Source organism: Cryptosporangium phraense, assembly GCF_006912135.1.
Taxonomy (GTDB): Bacteria; Actinomycetota; Actinomycetes; order Mycobacteriales; family Cryptosporangiaceae; genus Cryptosporangium; species Cryptosporangium phraense.
This window is the reverse complement of sequence record NZ_VIRS01000002.1, coordinates 145,294-160,721: the sequence shown is the minus strand read 5'-3', so window position 1 is coordinate 160,721 and position 15,428 is coordinate 145,294. Positions and strand designations below refer to the sequence as shown.

Here is a 15,428-nt window from a genome sequence, read left to right as displayed (position 1 = left end):
CGCCACTGTGAGGCGCCGGGTCAGTCCCTGGTCAGCGGTTCTAACCGACGTCGGCCACTACCTTCGCGATCCGGCGGGCGATCGCCTCGGCGTCGTCCTGGCTCTTCGCCTCGACCATGACCCGGATCAGCCGCTCGGTTCCCGACGGGCGGAGCAGCACCCGGCCGGTGCCGCCCAGCTCCCGCTCGGCCTCGGCGACCGCGGTCGCGACCGACTCGGCCTCGGCGACCGCCGCCTTGTCGGCCACCCGGACGTTGATCAGCACCTGCGGCAGACGCGTCACCGCGCCCGCCAGCTCGGCGATCGTCTTCCCGGTGGACGCCATGCGCGCCATCAGGTGGAGCGCGGTGAGCAGCCCGTCGCCGGTGGTGGCGTGGGCCGGCATCACGACGTGCCCGCTCTGCTCGCCGCCCAGCGCCAGGTTCTGGGCCCGCAGCGCCTCGAGCACGTACCGGTCGCCGACGCCGGTCGTGACCAGGTTGATGCCGGCGTCCTTCATCGCGATCGTCAGGCCCAGGTTGCTCATCACCGTGACGACGAGCGTGTCGTCGATCAGCGTGCCCGCGTCCTTCATCGCGAGCGCGAGGATGGCCATGATCTGGTCACCGTCGACGTCGTTGCCGTCGGCGTCCACGGCGAGGCAGCGGTCGGCATCGCCGTCGTGGGCGATCCCGAGGTCGGCACCGTGCTCCAGCACCGCGGCCCGGACCACGTCGAGGTGGGTGGAGCCGACGCCCTCGTTGATGTTGAGCCCGTCGGGCTCGGCCGCGATCGCGACGACCTCGGCCCCGGCCTGCCGGTACAGCTCCGGTGCGGCGGTCGACGCGGCACCGTTCGCGCAGTCGACGACGACCTTGATGCCGTCGAGCCGGTGGGGCAGCGTGCTGAGCAGGTGCTCGACGTACTTCTCGCCGCCGGCGGTGTAGTCGCCGATGCGTCCGACGCCGGCGCCGGCCGGACGCGTCCACTCGCGGGCCGCGTTGTGCCGGATCGCTTCCTCGATCGCGTCCTCGATCTCGTCGGGGAGCTTGTGGCCGCCGCGCGCGAAGAGCTTGATGCCGTTGTCGGGCATCGGGTTGTGGCTGGCCGACAGCATGACCCCGAGATCCGCGTTGAGCTCGGCGGTGAGGTGGGCGACGGCCGGCGTGGGCAGCACGCCGACTCTGGTCACGTCCGCGCCCGCGCTCGCCAGACCGGCGCAGACCGCCGCCTCGAGCATCTCGCCGCTGACCCGCGGGTCACGACCCACGACCGCCACCGGACGCGGACCCTCGACCCCGGCCAGCACGTGCGCCGCCGCGACGGCCACCGCCATCGCGAGTTCCGGCGTGAGGTCGCCGTTGGCGAGGCCTCGCACTCCGTCGGTACCGAACAGACGACCCATCAGTTCCGCCACTCCGCGGGGTAGGAAACAGACCGGCCGGTGGCGAGGACCGCCACCGGCCGGTACAACATACCGAGCTGAGATTTAGCGCTTCGAGTACTGAGGCGCCTTGCGGGCCTTCTTCAGGCCGTACTTCTTCCGCTCCTTGACCCGGGGGTCACGGGTGAGGAAGCCGGCCTTCTTCAGGGCCGGGCGGTCGTCGGGCTCGACGGTGATGAGCGCACGCGCGATCGCGAGACGCAGCGCACCGGCCTGGCCGGTGATGCCCCCGCCGCGCAGGCTCGCGACGACGTCGAACTGCTCGTTCTTCTCGAGGGTGACGAACGGCTCACGGATGAGCTGCTGGTGCACCTTGTTCGGGAAGTACTCCTCGAGGGTGCGGCCGTTGAGCTTGAACTGGCCGGTGCCCGGGATGATGCGGACCCGGACGATGGCCTCCTTGCGGCGGCCGACCGTCTGGATCGGCTTCTCCGCGACGACAGGGATGGTCACGCTGAAAGTCTCCTACTGCTGGGCTGCGGTGTCGCGGACTACTGGGCGACCTGGGTGATCTCGAACGGCGTCGGCTTCTGGGCGCTGTGCGGGTGCTCCGGGCCGGCGTAGACCTTGAGCTTGCTCAGCAGCTGGCGGCCGAGCTTGTTCTTCGGCAGCATGCCGCGGACGGCGAGCTCGATGGCCCGCTCCGGCCGCGTCTCCAGCAGCTCGTTGTAACCGACGCGCTTGAGGCCGCCCGGGTAACCGGAGTGCCGGTAGGCGACCTTCGTCTCGCGCTTGTTGCCGGTCAGCGCGACCTTGGAGGCGTTGACGACGATGACGAAGTCACCGGTGTCGACGTGGGGCGCGAAGATCGGCTTGTGCTTGCCGCGCAGCAGCTGGGCTGCGTGGGTCGCGAGCCGTCCGAGGACGACGTCTTCTGCGTCGATGACGTGCCACTGACGCTGGACGTCTCCGGCCTTCGGGCTAAACGTACGCACGGGTCTACCTTGTCTCGTCAGTACTCTCGGATCCGCTGGCCGCTCACCGGCGGTGGAGCGCGCCGGCTCGGGTGTTTTACCCACGCGAACAGATGGAGCGCGCAACAGCAGCCAAGGATACCTGGCGAATTCGAGCATGGTCAAAATCGGCGTGCCGAGAGAGCCAGAGGCACGCACTGGTAGTTAAGAGTAGTCCAGAGGGCGGTGGATGCGACGCACAGTTGCTGCGCAGGGTAGCTAGGCTCGGCTCCATGACTACGCCGCCTCCGAGCCAACCGGGTTGGGACAGCCCTCCTCCGCGTCGGCCCGGTGCCGACGAGCCGGACCCTGACGCTGCTGCTGCGCAGCAGCAATACCCCGGCTACCCGCCCCAGCAGGGGTACCCCGACCAGCATGCCTACGGCGCGGACGCCGAGCAGAGCTGGTTCGAGCCGTCGCGTACCCAGCAGCCGGGGTATCAGGAGTCGCCGTCGGGCGGGTACCAGGGCTACCCGGCCGACCAGCAGGGTTACAGCGAGCAACCGGGCTACGGATACCAGGGGTACCCCGACCAGACCCAGCAGGGCTATCCCGAGCAGCAGCAGGGCTATCCCGAGCAGCAGGGGTACGGGAACCAGCAGGGATATCAGCAGCAGCCCGGGCCCACCGGCTACCGCGAGGGTCCGTCCGGCTACCAGGCCGCTCCGAGCGGCTATCAAGAAAGCCCGTCCGGCTACCAGGAAGCTCCGTCCGGCTACCCGGGCTACGAGGGCTACCAGGGCGGCCAGCAGAACTATCAGGCCCAGCAGAACTATCAGGCTCCGCAGCCGGGCTACCAGGATCCCCAGCAGCAGGGCTACCAGGGTTACCAGGGTTACCAGCAGGGCTATCAAGACCCGGCCGGCTACCAGGGCAACCCCGCCGGCTACCAGGAGGGCCCTTCCGGGTATCAGGAGAGCCCCTCGGGGTACCAGCGGCAGCCGGAGCGGTACGGCCCTCCGCCCGGAGCCCCCGCCAGCGGCATCCCGGCGAGCGGAATGCCCGCCAGCGGCGTGCCGGCCAGCGGCATTCCGTCCAGCGGTGCCCCGGCGGCCTACCCGCCGCTCGAAGGCCCGAGCGGCGACCCTTACGGCGCCGGTTACGGCTACGGCGGCGGCGGTTTACCGGCCCGCGCCGAACCCGCCGACCGCACCGCGGTCACCCCGACCCGCCGCCCGCTCAACCAGCCCCCGCCCGACGAGCCCGGCGGCCGCGGCAAGCTGATCGCGCTCATCGCCGGCGCGGTCGTGCTGGTGTTGATCCTGGCCGGCCTCGGCGCCTGGTTCTTCCTGCGGGGCGACGACTCGACCGGCAAGGCGGCCGCGCCGAAGCCGTCCGCGACGACCGGCGCCCCCACCCCGAGCACGGCGCCGTCGAGCGCGGCCCCGAGCTCGACCGGGGCCTCGGACAAGCTCGCCTCCCGCGAGACCGACCCGACCCCGCTCGCGCTCACCGCGATCAGCCAGCCCACCTACACGCTCCCCACCAGCGGCAGCTACACCCGCACCGGCCAGGAGAAGGTCGCCAACTGCGGCACGTCGGTCGACGGCGCCGCGGTCGCGCTGGTGAAGAAGCTGGAGTGCTCCGAGGTGACGAGCGTCACCGCGGTGAACACCAAGACCAGCTGCGCGGTGACGTTCGGAGCGCTGAACTTCCCCGACGCCGCCGCCGCGGCCCAGGCCGAGACCGCGATCAAGGGCAGCACCGCGGGCAGCTTCGTCCCGCGCAGGCACAACGTCGCAGCCGAGGGTCAGTCGGGCAAGAAAGACTGGTGGTTCTACCGCAAGGCGTACGGGCACTGGCTGGTGTTCTCCAGCGGCGCCTACACGTCGGGCAAGAAGGCCGAGAAGGACCCGGTCATCGACACCTGCGCCCAGGACTTCCTCTACTTCACGATCGACGCCCTCGACAAGCGGAAGTGACCAGCAGCGCCACCTGGACCCGGTTCTCGCAGCCCAGCTTGGTGAGGATCCGGCTGACGTAGGTCTTGATCGTCGGCTCGGTCATCCGTAGCCGGCTGCCGATGGCCGCGTTCGAGAGGCCCTCGGCCACCAGGTCGGCCACGTCCCGCTCGCGGTCGCTCAGCGCGGCCAGCCGGGCTCCGGCGGTCCGGCGGCGCTCCGCGTCGCCGGGCGCGACCATCCCGAGGACGATCCGGGCGACGGCGGGCGACAGGTAGGCGTCGCCCGCGTGCGCGGCCCGGACCGCGCCGATCAGCTCGGCCGGTGCGCAGTTCTTGAGCACGAACCCGGCCGCCCGGTGCTGCACGGCCCGGAGGACGTTCGGCTCCGCGCCGAACGACGTGAGGACGACGACCGGCAGCGCGGGGTTCCGCCGGTGCACCTCCTCGACGACGCCCAGCCCGTCGAGCAGCGGCATCCGGATGTCGACGAGCACCACGTCGACGCCCGGCGCGGTGGCGCGCTCGACCGCGGACCGCCCGTCCGCCACCTCGGCCACCACCGTGAGCTGCGGGTCCGACTCCAGCACGGCCCGGATGCCCGCCCGGATCAACGGCTCGTCGTCCGCCACCAGAACCCGGATCACCGCTCATCCACCCCCGAGCAACATCGCTACGGGCAACACCCCGAACAGGATGACCGCGGTCAACGCCCCGAGCCCGACGCTCCGCCCCGACCACACCCCATCGCCGCTCGCCCGGCCGGGAGCCGTCGCGGCCGGGAGCATCGCCGACAAGCGGAACGCTCCCGGCTCGCGCCGGGACGTGAGCAGGCCACCGGCCTGGGTGACCCGCTCGGCCAGCCCGGCCAGCCCGTGACCCGGGCCCGGCCCGGCGGCGGCGCCCGGCCCGGCATCGGCCGGCGCGGGGTTCTCCAGGCTCACCAGGAGCGTGTCGGCCTCCCAGTCGAGCGTGACGCGCACCGGGCGGCCCGGGGCGTGCTTGCCCGCGTTGGTGAGTCCTTCCTCCAGCACCCGGTACGCCGCCAGCTCGGCTCCCCGATCGAGGGCGCTCGGCGTCCCCCGGCTCGTCAGCGTCACGTCGGCCCCGGCTCGCCGGTGTTCGGCGATCAGCGCCTCGACCGCGTCCAGCCCGGGCCCTTCCCGCAGCGCCCCGACGACGTCGTGCAGCTCGGACGCGGCCTCCCGCACGTAGCCGGCCAGCTCGGCGACCGCCGCCCGGTGCGCCGCCGGAGCGTCGCTGACCTCGATCGCGGCCGCCCGCATCGACGCCAACCCGAGCCGGTGCCCGAGCGAGTCGTGCATGTCCCGCGCGATCCGGAGCCGCTCGCGCAGCCGCTCCTGCCCGGCCAGCTCGTCGTTGCGGGCCGTCAGCACGGCCAGCAGCCGCCGGTGCTGACGCAGGTACGCGCCCGCCGCCAGCGGTAACCCGACGAACACCAGGTACGAGGTCGCGAACTGAGGCGTCAGCGCGGGACGACCCAGCGACAACGCCACCGGCACCCCGAGCGCCCCGAGCGCCGAGGAGGCCACGAGCCACCGTGGCACCACCCAACGCCCGGCGACGAACGACGTCCCCAGCACCAGCAGGTAGAGCACGAGGGCACCCATGCCAGCAGGCTAAGGGCTGCCGGCACGCGTCGACCTTCGTCGCCGGAACCGCCTACTTTCGCCAGCAGTCCGGCGGTGGTTCGCCGCATAGCGTCAAAATCGTGCTCGAACTGCGAAACGTCTCGAAACGCTACCGACGTACGACGGCGGTGGAGGCTCTGACCTGCACCATCCGACCCGGTCAGGTGACCGGGTTCCTCGGCCCGAACGGGGCCGGGAAGTCGACGACGCTGCGGATGATCCTCGGGCTGGATCGGCCGTCGGCCGGAGAGGTTCGGATCGACGGCGAGCGGTACGCGGACCTGCGCCATCCGCTGCGCCATGTCGGTGCGCTGCTCGAGGGGCCGGCCGCGCACGGCGGGCGCTCGGCCCACGCGCACCTGCGCTGGCTCGCGCAGTCCAACCGGATCCCGGCCGCGCGGGTCGACGAGGTGCTGGGGCTGGTCGGACTCGACGACGTGGCCCGGCGCCGGATCGGCACGTACTCGCTGGGGATGACCCAGCGCCTGGGGATCGCGGCCGCGCTGCTCGGCGACCCGCCGATCCTGATCTTCGACGAGCCGACGAACGGGCTGGACCCGGAGGCGATCCGCTGGTTCCGCACGACGGCCCGGGACGCGGCCGCCGACGGTCGGACCGTGCTGGTGTCCAGCCACCTGATGAGCGAGATGGCGCTGACCGCCGATCACCTGCTGGTGCTGTCCCGCGGCCGACTGCTGGCCGACACCCCCTTGGACGAGTTCGTCGGCGACGGCTCGCTCGAGGACGCGTTCCTGAGGCTGGTGTCGTGATCCGGGCCGAGCTGACGAAGCTGTTCTCGCTGCGGTCGACCGCGATCCTGCTCGGGCTGAGCGTGCTGGCCGCGGCCGGGCTGAGCGCGCTGCTGGGTTCGGCGATGCGGGACGTTCCGGACGAGCGCTTCGACCCGCTGTTCGCCTCGTTCTACGGGATGACGGTGGCCCAGCTGGCGCTGGTGGTGTTCGCGGTGCAGGCGATCGGGTCGGAGTACCGGTCCGGCACGATCCGTTGGTCGCTGCTGGCCGTTCCGCGGCGCGGCTCGTTCTACGCGGCGAAGGCCGTGGCGACGTTCGCGCTGCTGGCCGCGACGGCGCTCGTCATGGTGCCGGCCACGTTCGTCCCGGCGCAGATCGCGCTGGCCGGGCGGGGCATCGGCCCGGCCGACGCCGACGCCCCGGAAGCGCTGGCCGGCGCCTGGATCTACCTGGTCCTGCTCGGGCTGTTCGCATTCGGGGTCGCGACCGCGCTGCGCAACCCGGTCGTGTCGCTGGGGATCCTGTTGCCGCTGCTGCTGCTCGGCTCACAGGGGCTGGGCAACGTGCCCGGGATCAACGTCGTCACCCAGTACCTTCCCGACCAGCTCGGCTGGGTGATCCTGCACCTGGCCGGCCCGCAGGACGACCCGCGCTGGGCGCGCTCGTACGGCCCGTGGACCGGCCTGGGGCTGCTCGCCGTCTGGACCCTGGCCGCCCTGGCCGCGGGCTACGTCGTCCTGAGACGCCGGGACGCCTAGCGGACGCGTGCTGGGACGCCTAGCGGGCTCGTTCGACGCGGCCGGAGTCCCAGACCGGCTCCGCGGTCTCCCGGACCTTGCCGTCGGCGGCGAACGACAGGAACCGGTCGAAGCTCCGGGCGAACCACCGGTCGTGCGTCACCGCCAGCACCGTGCCGTCGAACGCCTCGAGCCCCTCCTCCAGCGCCTCGGCCGACTGGACGTCGAGGTTGTCGGTCGGCTCGTCGAGCAGCAGCAGCGTGCAGCCCTGCAGCTCGAGCAGCAGCACCTGGAACCGGGCCTGCTGGCCGCCGGAGAGCGTGGCGAAGTCCTGGTCGGCCTGCGACTGCAGCCCGTACCGGCGCAGCGCCGAGATCGCCCGGCCGCGGTCCAGGCCCCGCCGGGTGCCCTCGCCCCGGCCGAGGATCTCGACCAGCGGCTTGCCGACCCACTCCGGGTGCTCGTGGGTCTGGGCGAACAGGCCGGGGACGACCCGGGCACCGAGCCGCTGTACGCCGGTGTGGGCCACCGCGTCACCGGCCAGGAGGCGCAGGAAGTGGCTCTTGCCGGACCCGTTCGCGCCCAGCACCGCGACCCGCTCGCCGTAGTAGACCTCGAGGTCGAAAGGCTTCATCAGCCCGGTGAGCTCGAGCTGCTCGCAGATCACGGCCCGGACGCCGGTGCGTCCGCCGCCCAGGCGCATCTTCACCTTCTCTTCGGTCGGCCGTTCCGGCGGCGGGCCGGCCTCCTCGAACTTGGCCAGGCGGGTCTGCATCGCGTGGTACTTCGCGGCCATCGCCTCGCTGTTCTTGGCCTGCTGCTGCAGCGTCCGGACCAGCTCCTTGAGACGGGTGTGCTCCTCGTTCCAGCGCCGGTGCAGCTCGTCGAGCCGGTCGAGGCGGGCGGTGCGGGCCTCGTGGTAGCTCTCGAACCCGCCGCCGTGCGTCCAGGCCGTGTGTGCCTCGAGCGTGACGACGTGCGTGGCCGTGCGGGCCAGCAGCTCGCGGTCGTGGCTGACGAACAGGACGGTCTTCGGCGTCTCGACCAGCCGCTCCTCGAGCCAGCGCTTGCCCGGCACGTCGAGGTAGTTGTCGGGCTCGTCGAGCAGCAGGACCTCCTCGCGGCCGCGGAGCAGCGCCTCCAGCGCGAGCCGTTTCTGCTCGCCGCCGGACAGCGTCCGGACCATCCGGTGCTGGGCCCGGTCGAACGGGACGCCGAGCGCGGCGACCGTGACCGTGTCCCACAGCACCTCGGCGTCGTAGCCACCGGCGTCGCCCCAGCCGACCAGCGCGTCGGCGTAGCGCAGCTGGGTCGGTTCGTCGTCGCGCTCCATCATCGCGAGCTCGGCCTGCTCGAGCCGCTCCCCCGCGGTCCGGATGGCGGCCGGGGCCAGGCTCACGAGCAGGTCGCGCACGCTGGTCTGGTCGCGCACCGAGCCGATGAACTGGCGCATGACGCCCAGCCCGCCCGTCCGCGTGATCGATCCCCGCTCCGGCGCGAGGTCGCCGGAGACCATCCGCAGCAGCGTCGTCTTCCCCGCGCCGTTGGCGCCGACGAGCGCGACGGTGGCGCCGTCTCCTACCCGGAACGACACATCGCGGAACAGTTCACGACCATCGGGCAGCGTATGCCCGAGCCCAGATGCTTCGACGTAGCCCACGGGGGCATGATTCTCCAGGAATCCCGCTCGCCGGTCATCCCAGTTTCTGTGAGGAGCGCAGCATGTCGACCAATCCCCGCGCCGGGACCCCGGCGCAGCCGTCCGATCTCGTCGACATCGCCCACCTCGTCACCGCGTACTACGCGGAGCATCCCGACCCGGCGGCGATCGAGCAGCGGGTCGCGTTCGGCACCTCGGGGCACCGCGGGTCGAGCCTCAAGCGCGCGTTCAACGACGACCACATCGCGGCGACCAGCCAGGCGATCGTCGAGTACCGCGCCGGGCAGGGCACCGACGGTCCGCTCTACCTGGGCCGCGACACGCACGCGCTGAGCGAGCCGGCCTGGACGACCGCGCTCGAGGTGTTCGCCGCGAACGGCGTCACCGTGCTGATCGACTCCCGGGACGGCTACACGCCGACGCCCGCGCTGTCGCACGCGATCCTCACCTGGAACCGCGGCCGCACCCAGCACCTGGCCGACGGCGTCGTCGTCACCCCGTCGCACAACCCGCCGGACGAGGGCGGCTTCAAGTACAACCCGACCCACGGCGGCCCGGCCGACACCGACGCGACCAAGTGGATCCAGGAGCGCGCGAACGCCCTGATCGCCGACGGTCTGCGGGGCGTCAAGCGGGTGCCGTACGAACGGGCCCGCCGGGCCGACACCACGTCGACCTACGACTACCTCGACAAGTACGTCGGCGACCTGCCGAACGTCGTCGACCTGGACGCGATCGCGGCCTCCGGCCTGCGGATCGGGGCCGACCCGCTGGGCGGCGCCTCGGTCGCCTACTGGGCCGAGATCGCCGACCGCTACAAGCTCGCCATGACGGTGGTGAACCCGCTGGTCGAGGCCGACTTCCGGTTCATGACGCTGGACTGGGACGGCAAGATCCGGATGGACTGCTCCTCGCCTTCGGCGATGGCGTCGCTGATCACCCGCCGGTCCGAGTTCGACCTCGCCACCGGCAACGACGCGGACGCCGACCGGCACGGCATCGTCACGCCGGACGCCGGTCTGATGAACCCGAACCACTACCTGGCCGTCGCGATCCAGTACCTGTACGCGCACCGCGACGGCTGGCCGGCCGACGCCGCGATCGGCAAGACGCTGGTCTCGTCGTCGATGATCGACCGGGTCGCGTCGTCGCTGGGGCGGCGGCTGGTCGAGGTGCCGGTCGGCTTCAAGTGGTTCGTGCCCGGGCTGCTCGACGGTTCGGTGGCGTTCGGCGGCGAGGAGAGCGCCGGGGCGTCGTTCCTGCGCCGGGACGGACGGGTCTGGACCACCGACAAGGACGGGCTCATCCTCGACCTGCTGGCGGCCGAGATCACCGCGGTGACCGGGAAGACCCCCAGCGTCCACTACGCGGCCCTCACCGAGCAGTTCGGTGCCCCGGCCTACGCGCGGGTGGATGCGCCCGCTACGCGCGAGCAGAAGGCGTTGCTGGGGGCGCTCTCGCCGTCGCAGGTGAGCGCCGAGTCCCTGGCCGGCGAGCCGATCGTCGCCAAGCTCACCGAAGCGCCGGGGAACGGCGCCGCGATCGGCGGGCTGAAGGTCGTCACCGAGACGGGCTGGTTCGCGGCCCGCCCGTCCGGCACCGAGGACGTCTACAAGATCTACGCCGAGTCGTTCAAGGGCGCCGACGACCTCGCCCGCATCCAGGAAGAAGCCCGCGAGGTCGTCGGAGCCGCTCTCAAGGGGTGATGAACCGGCGCATGGCCTCGAGTTCGTCGGGGAAGCCGTACTCGCCCAGGAGCATCGAGAAGTTCGCGAAGCGGTGCTCGTCGTAGAGCCACGTGCGTGGCGACGCGGCGAGCACCTGGGCCAGCCGCTGCTGCCGGTCGTCGAGTTTGGTGAACGGTGTGTTCGCGGTGATCGGGCCGTACGGACAGGCCAGCCGGAGCGCCTCGCCCGCGATCGTCAGGGCGGGTGAGGCCTCGGTCTGCGGTAGGCGGGCCAGGAACGCGTTGAACGCGTCCGCGTCCAGCGCCGGGCCCAACTGCCGTAAGGCGAGGGCGGCGTAGCCGGCCAGGTCCCCGTCCAGGTACGGCATGCGGACGTCCGGCGCGCTGCCGCCGCCGGCCCAGTGCAGCAGCTCGGCTGCGACCTGGGGCCCGGCCGCCGGGCCGTACAGCTTCGCCGACGCCACCGCACCGGCCCACCGCACGACCGGACGGGGATCGTGCAGCGCGCGGTGGGCCATCGGCTCGCTGCCGGCCGTCCCGAGCAGCCCGGCCGCGACCACGGCGACCGCGGTCTCGGGCTCGTCGCCGACCGCGGCCAGGGCGTCGAGCGCCGCTACCGAGGCGTCCGGATCGACGTCCGGGAACCAGCCGATCGTGTAGGCCGAGACGAGCGCGACCCCGTCGTCGTCGGCCAGCGCGCCCAGCGGGCTGGCCCCGGCCGGCGGAAGCGCGCCCAGCGGGCCGGCCGCGGCCGGCGGAAGCCCGCCGCCCGCACCAGCCGCCTGCGCCGCGGCGGCGGCCTCGGCGGCTGCGGCGGCGTCCGCGCCGATCGTGGCCGCGGCAGCCTCGGCCCGCTCGGTGACGACCGCGACCGCGGCCGGCTGGGCGGCCAGACGCCGGAGCAGGGGCAGCCCGGCGGCGACCGCGTCGTAGGCGCGCTCTTCGGCCAGCGCGTCGACCTTGGCCTGGTCGTCGACGCTCAGCCCCTCCCACCCGGAATTCAGGACCCGGGCCATCGCCTCCTCGCCGCCGATCGACTCCAGCCGCAGCTCGTCGACCGGCAGCGTCTCCGGGAGCCAGGCCTCGTCGCCGCCGATCGCGATCAGCGCCAGCAGCTGCCCGATGAACGCCCGGTCCGGCACGGTCGGGTCGGCCATCAGCTCGAGCAGCGGCGGCACCGCGTACGCGCTGGCCGGGTAGCGGGTGCCCTGGTGGACGATGCTGTTGAACAGCTCGCCCAGCGCCTCGTGCCGGACGTCCTCGTCGTCGGACCGCAGGGCCGCGATGTGCTCCGGGACGTCCTCGGCGGTGCCGTAGGCGTGGGTCAGGCGGGACCAGTCGACGGTGTCTCTCACGGCCCCATTGTCGTGTCGAGCGTCCGGACCCGCCGAGTCAGGTCGATGCGGGCGCCGAGCTCGTCGTCCGGCGGGTACTCGACCGCCACCAGCGTGAGCCCGTGCGGCGGCGCCACCGTGACGTCGTTGGCCCGTTCGGTGCGGCTGAGCAGCGTCGCCGGCCAGGACGGCGGCCGGCGTCCCTCCCCCACGGCCAGTAGGGCCCCGATCAGGCTGCGCACCATCGAGTGGCAGAACGCGTCGGCGGCCAGGTGGGCCTCCAGTACCCGTCCGGGCCCCTCGGGCGCGACCTCCCAGCGGAATTCCTCCAGCGCCCGGATCGTCGTGGCGCCCTCGCGACGGCGGCAGAACGCGGCGAAGTCGTGCTCGCCGAGCAGCGCGGTGGCGGCCGCGCGCATCGCGTCCAGGTCGAGCGGCCGGGGCCAGGCCAGCGTGTCCCGTCGGCGGAGCGGCTCGGCGCCCCAGGGCGCGTCGGTGATCCGGTAGCGGTAGCGGCGTCGGAGTGCGCCGAAGCGAGCGTCGAAGTCGGGATGGGCCCGGGCGACGGCCCGCAGCCGGACGTCCCCGGGAAGGAGACCGGACAGCCGGCGGACCAGGGAGGCCCCGAGGGTGTCCCAGACCTCCTCCGGGAGGTCGACGTGGGCGACCTGACCGGCGGCGTGGACGCCGGCGTCGGTCCGGCCGGCGACCGTGAGCGAGACGTCGGTGCGGGTGACCCGGACCAGCGCCTCGGTGAGCTCGCCCTGCACCGTCCGCAGGCCCTGCTGCACGGCCCACCCGGAGAAGTCCGTGCCGTCGTAGGCGATGTCCAACCGGACGCGAACGAGCCCGCCGGCCCCGGCGGTACCGGGAGCGGCGGGCTCGTCTGCGAACAGCGTCAGGCCTTGTCCTCGTCCGACTTGGCCTCGGCGACCTCGGCCTTGGCCTCAGCGGCCTCCGCCTTGGCGTCCGCAGCGTCGGCCTTGGCCTCGGCGGCCTCGGCCTTCGCCTCAGCGGCCTCCGCCTTGGCCTCGGCCACCTCGACGTCGGTGGTCTCGTCGGAGGTGGTCTCGTCGGTGTCGGTGTCGCCCGACAGGGCGGCGGACTTGTCGTCCTTGGCGAACCGGGAGCCGCGGGCGCGCTCGGCCTCGCCGACGGCCTGCTGCGCCACGGTCAGCGCCTCGACGAGCTCGATGATCGCCATCGGAGCGTTGTCACCCTTGCGGGGGTTGACCTTGACGATCCGGGTGTAACCGCCGGGGCGGTTGACGTACCGGGGACCGATCTCGGCGAACAGGTGACCGACCACGTCCTTGTCCCGCACCAGGCTGAGCACCTGGCGACGGGCGTGCAGGTCTCCGCGCTTGGCGAAGGTGATCAGCCGCTCGGCGTACGGGCGGAGCCGCTTCGCCTTGGCTTCGGTGGTGGTGATCCGGCCGTGCTCGAACAGCGACCGCGCCAGGTTCGACAGCAGGTGCTTCTCGTGGGCCGGGCTACCGCCGAGGCGGGGACCCTTGGTGGGCGTGGGCATCTTCCTTGCTCCTCGGTTGGCCGCTCCGTGGCCGGCCCCTCGGGACCGGCCACGGACAGCGGGTTACAGCTGCTCGGTCTCGGCGTAGTCGGCGCCGTCGTAGTCGGCGTCCGAGAAGGTGTCCACGACGTTCGCCGGGTCGAACCCGGGCGGCGAGTCCTTGAGCGCGAGACCCATCGTGGCCAGCTTCATCTTGACCTCGTCGATCGACTTCGCGCCGAAGTTGCGGATGTCGAGGAGGTCGGCCTCACTGCGCGAGATGAGCTCACCCACGGAGTGGATGCCCTCACGCTTGAGGCAGTTGTAGGAACGGACCGTCAGGTCGAGCTCCTCGATCGGCAGCGCCAGGTCGGCCGCCAGAGCGGCGTCCTGCGGCGACGGGCCGATGTCGATGCCCTCGGCGGTCTCGTCCAGCTCGCGGGCGAGGCCGAACAGCTCGACCAGGGTCGAGCCGGCGGAGGCGAGCGCCGTCCGCGGGGTGATCGAGTTCTTGGTCTCGACGTCGATGATCAGCTTGTCGAAGTCGGTCCGCTGCTCGACGCGGGTGGCTTCGACGGCGTACTTGACCTTCAGCACCGGGGAGTAGATCGAGTCGACCGGGATCCGGCCGATCTCCTGCCCGGGCTGCTTGTTCTGGACCGCCGAGACGTAACCACGGCCACGCTCGACGGTCAGCTCGAGCTCGAGCCGGCCCTTCGCGTTGATCGTGGCGATGTGCAGGTCGGTGTTGTGCACGGTGACGCCGGCCGGCGGCGCGATGTCCGCCGCGGTGACCGTGCCCGGGCCCTGCTTGCGCAGGTACATCGTGACCGGCTCGTCGTTCTCGGAGCTGATCACGAGCTGCTTGATGTTCAGGATCAGCTCGGTGACGTCCTCTTTCACCCCGGGGACCGTGGTGAACTCGTGCAGGACGCCGTCGATCTTGATGCTGGTGACGGCAGCGCCGGGGATCGAGGATAGCAGCGTGCGCCGGAGCGAGTTGCCCAGCGTGTAGCCGAATCCGGGCTCCAGCGGCTCGATCACGAACCGCGAGCGGTACTCGTTGACGGACTCTTCAGTCAGCGTAGGACGCTGGGTGATGAGCACTACTTACTCCTGTCGGTCAGGGCGTCCGCTATATGACGCCCATCCAATGGTACGGCCGGTGCTCGCGCACCGGCCGTCCCGATTACTTCGAGTAGAGCTCGACGATCAGCTGCTCCTGGACCGGCGTGTCGATGACCTGCCGGGCCGGGAGAGCGTGCACCAGGATCCGCATCTGGCTGGAGAGAACCTCGAGCCAGGCCGGGATGCCCCGGGAACCCGCCTCGGCGCGCGCGACGACGAACGGCGTGAGCTCGCGGGACTTCTCCCGGATCTCGACGATGTCGTTCTCGCTCACCCGGTAGGACGGGATGTCGACCTTCACGCCGTTGACCAGGACGTGGCCGTGGCGGACGACCTGGCGCGCCATGTCACGCGACTTCGAGAAGCCGGCGCGGTAGATGACGTTGTCCAGGCGCGACTCCAGGATCTGGAGCAGGATGTCGCCGGTCTTGCCCTGCTTGCGGTTCGCCTCGACGTAGTAGCCGCCGAACTGCTTCTCCAGCACACCGTAGATGCGCTTGGCCTTCTGCTTCTCACGCAGCTGGAGCAGGTACTCGCTGTCCTTCGTGCGACCGCGGCCGTGCTGGCCCGGCGGGTAGGGCCGGACCTCGATCGGGCACTTCGGCGACTCGCACTTGCTGCCCTTGAGGAACAGCTTCATCTTCTCGCGCCGGCAACGGCGGCAGTCAGCACCGGTGTAACGGGCCATTTCT

General features: G+C 71.9%; 14 protein-coding genes and 1 pseudogene. 4 read left to right on the top strand and 11 right to left on the bottom strand.

What is annotated here, in order from left to right:
* Positions 1-40: 40 nt before the first annotated feature.
* The 3 genes from glmM to rplM all read right to left on the bottom strand — a co-directional run bounded on the left by glmM (position 41) and on the right by rplM (position 2,358).
* Positions 41-1,384: a phosphoglucosamine mutase gene (gene glmM / locus FL583_RS03070; protein ID WP_142702908.1), complete on the bottom strand. Its 1,344-nt coding sequence runs from the start codon at positions 1,382-1,384 to the stop codon at positions 41-43.
* A gap of 84 nt (positions 1,385-1,468) precedes the next feature.
* Complete coding sequence (gene rpsI / locus FL583_RS03065) at positions 1,469-1,876, bottom strand: 30S ribosomal protein S9 (RefSeq protein ID WP_142702907.1); 408 nt, start codon at positions 1,874-1,876, stop codon at positions 1,469-1,471.
* 38 nt (positions 1,877-1,914) lie between these two features.
* Positions 1,915-2,358: a 50S ribosomal protein L13 gene (gene rplM, locus FL583_RS03060; RefSeq protein ID WP_142702906.1), complete on the bottom strand. Its 444-nt coding sequence runs from the start codon at positions 2,356-2,358 to the stop codon at positions 1,915-1,917.
* A gap of 251 nt (positions 2,359-2,609) precedes the next feature.
* Here rplM and FL583_RS03055 point away from each other — a divergent pair, with 251 nt between their 5' ends.
* Positions 2,610-4,298 carry a flagellar basal body-associated FliL family protein gene (locus FL583_RS03055; protein ID WP_142702905.1) on the top strand — a complete coding sequence of 563 codons (1,689 nt, stop codon included), beginning with the start codon at positions 2,610-2,612 and terminating at the stop codon, positions 4,296-4,298.
* Here FL583_RS03055 and FL583_RS03050 read toward each other — a convergent pair.
* Positions 4,267-4,923, bottom strand: coding sequence for a response regulator transcription factor (locus FL583_RS03050; RefSeq protein ID WP_142702904.1), 657 nt, complete (start codon positions 4,921-4,923; stop codon positions 4,267-4,269). The genes FL583_RS03055 and FL583_RS03050 overlap by 32 nt on opposite strands.
* A gap of 3 nt (positions 4,924-4,926) precedes the next feature.
* Entirely contained in the window at positions 4,927-5,907 is a 981-nt protein-coding gene (locus FL583_RS03045) for a sensor histidine kinase (RefSeq protein WP_142702903.1), read from the bottom strand.
* 101 nt (positions 5,908-6,008) lie between these two features.
* Here FL583_RS03045 and FL583_RS03040 point away from each other — a divergent pair.
* Together FL583_RS03040 and FL583_RS03035 are read left to right on the top strand one after the other, a co-directional pair.
* Positions 6,009-6,686 (top strand): annotated as a pseudogene (locus FL583_RS03040) (ABC transporter ATP-binding protein); the annotation flags it as partial.
* 8 nt (positions 6,687-6,694) lie between these two features.
* Positions 6,695-7,438, top strand: coding sequence for an ABC-2 transporter permease (locus FL583_RS03035; RefSeq protein ID WP_142702901.1), 744 nt, complete (start codon positions 6,695-6,697; stop codon positions 7,436-7,438).
* Between the two features lie 19 nt (positions 7,439-7,457).
* On the opposite strand, the gene FL583_RS03030 is transcribed toward FL583_RS03035, so the two are convergent.
* On the bottom strand, positions 7,458-9,077 hold the full coding sequence (locus FL583_RS03030) for an ABC-F family ATP-binding cassette domain-containing protein (protein WP_142702900.1): 1,620 nt from the start codon (positions 9,075-9,077) through the stop codon (positions 7,458-7,460).
* A gap of 62 nt (positions 9,078-9,139) precedes the next feature.
* Here FL583_RS03030 and pgm point away from each other — a divergent pair, with 62 nt between their 5' ends.
* Complete coding sequence (gene pgm / locus FL583_RS03025) at positions 9,140-10,783, top strand: phosphoglucomutase (alpha-D-glucose-1,6-bisphosphate-dependent) (RefSeq protein ID WP_142702899.1); 1,644 nt, start codon at positions 9,140-9,142, stop codon at positions 10,781-10,783.
* Here pgm and FL583_RS03020 read toward each other — a convergent pair.
* The 5 genes from FL583_RS03020 to rpsD form a co-directional block, all read right to left on the bottom strand.
* Positions 10,773-12,119: a hypothetical protein gene (locus FL583_RS03020; protein ID WP_142702898.1), complete on the bottom strand. Its 1,347-nt coding sequence runs from the start codon at positions 12,117-12,119 to the stop codon at positions 10,773-10,775. The two genes, pgm and FL583_RS03020, sit on opposite strands and share 11 nt — an antisense overlap.
* On the bottom strand, positions 12,116-12,931 hold the full coding sequence (gene truA, locus FL583_RS03015; RefSeq protein WP_240746556.1) for a tRNA pseudouridine(38-40) synthase TruA: 816 nt from the start codon (positions 12,929-12,931) through the stop codon (positions 12,116-12,118). The genes FL583_RS03020 and truA overlap by 4 nt, the downstream gene beginning before the upstream one ends.
* A 65-nt stretch (positions 12,932-12,996) precedes the next feature.
* On the bottom strand, positions 12,997-13,629 hold the full coding sequence (gene rplQ, locus FL583_RS42690) for a 50S ribosomal protein L17 (protein WP_142702896.1): 633 nt from the start codon (positions 13,627-13,629) through the stop codon (positions 12,997-12,999).
* 63 nt (positions 13,630-13,692) lie between these two features.
* Positions 13,693-14,715 (bottom strand): DNA-directed RNA polymerase subunit alpha, encoded by a 1,023-nt coding sequence (locus FL583_RS03005; protein WP_142702895.1) that lies wholly within the window; start codon positions 14,713-14,715, stop codon positions 13,693-13,695.
* Between the two features lie 82 nt (positions 14,716-14,797).
* Complete coding sequence (gene rpsD / locus FL583_RS03000) at positions 14,798-15,424, bottom strand: 30S ribosomal protein S4 (protein ID WP_142702894.1); 627 nt, start codon at positions 15,422-15,424, stop codon at positions 14,798-14,800.
* Positions 15,425-15,428: the final 4 nt, after the last annotated feature.

Bases quoted from the DNA above. Each gene is read 5' to 3' on its own strand.
- glmM (WP_142702908.1), bottom strand. From the start codon at position 1,384: ATGGGTCGTCTGTTCGGTACCGACGGAGTGCGAGGCCTCGCCAACGGC.
- FL583_RS03055 (WP_142702905.1), top strand. From the start codon at position 2,610: ATGACTACGCCGCCTCCGAGCCAACCGGGTTGGGACAGCCCTCCTCCG.
- FL583_RS03045 (WP_142702903.1), bottom strand. From the start codon at position 5,907: ATGGGTGCCCTCGTGCTCTACCTGCTGGTGCTGGGGACGTCGTTCGTC.
- pgm (WP_142702899.1), top strand. From the start codon at position 9,140: ATGTCGACCAATCCCCGCGCCGGGACCCCGGCGCAGCCGTCCGATCTC.
- rplQ (WP_142702896.1), bottom strand. From the start codon at position 13,629: ATGCCCACGCCCACCAAGGGTCCCCGCCTCGGCGGTAGCCCGGCCCAC.
- rpsD (WP_142702894.1), bottom strand. From the start codon at position 15,424: ATGGCCCGTTACACCGGTGCTGACTGCCGCCGTTGCCGGCGCGAGAAG.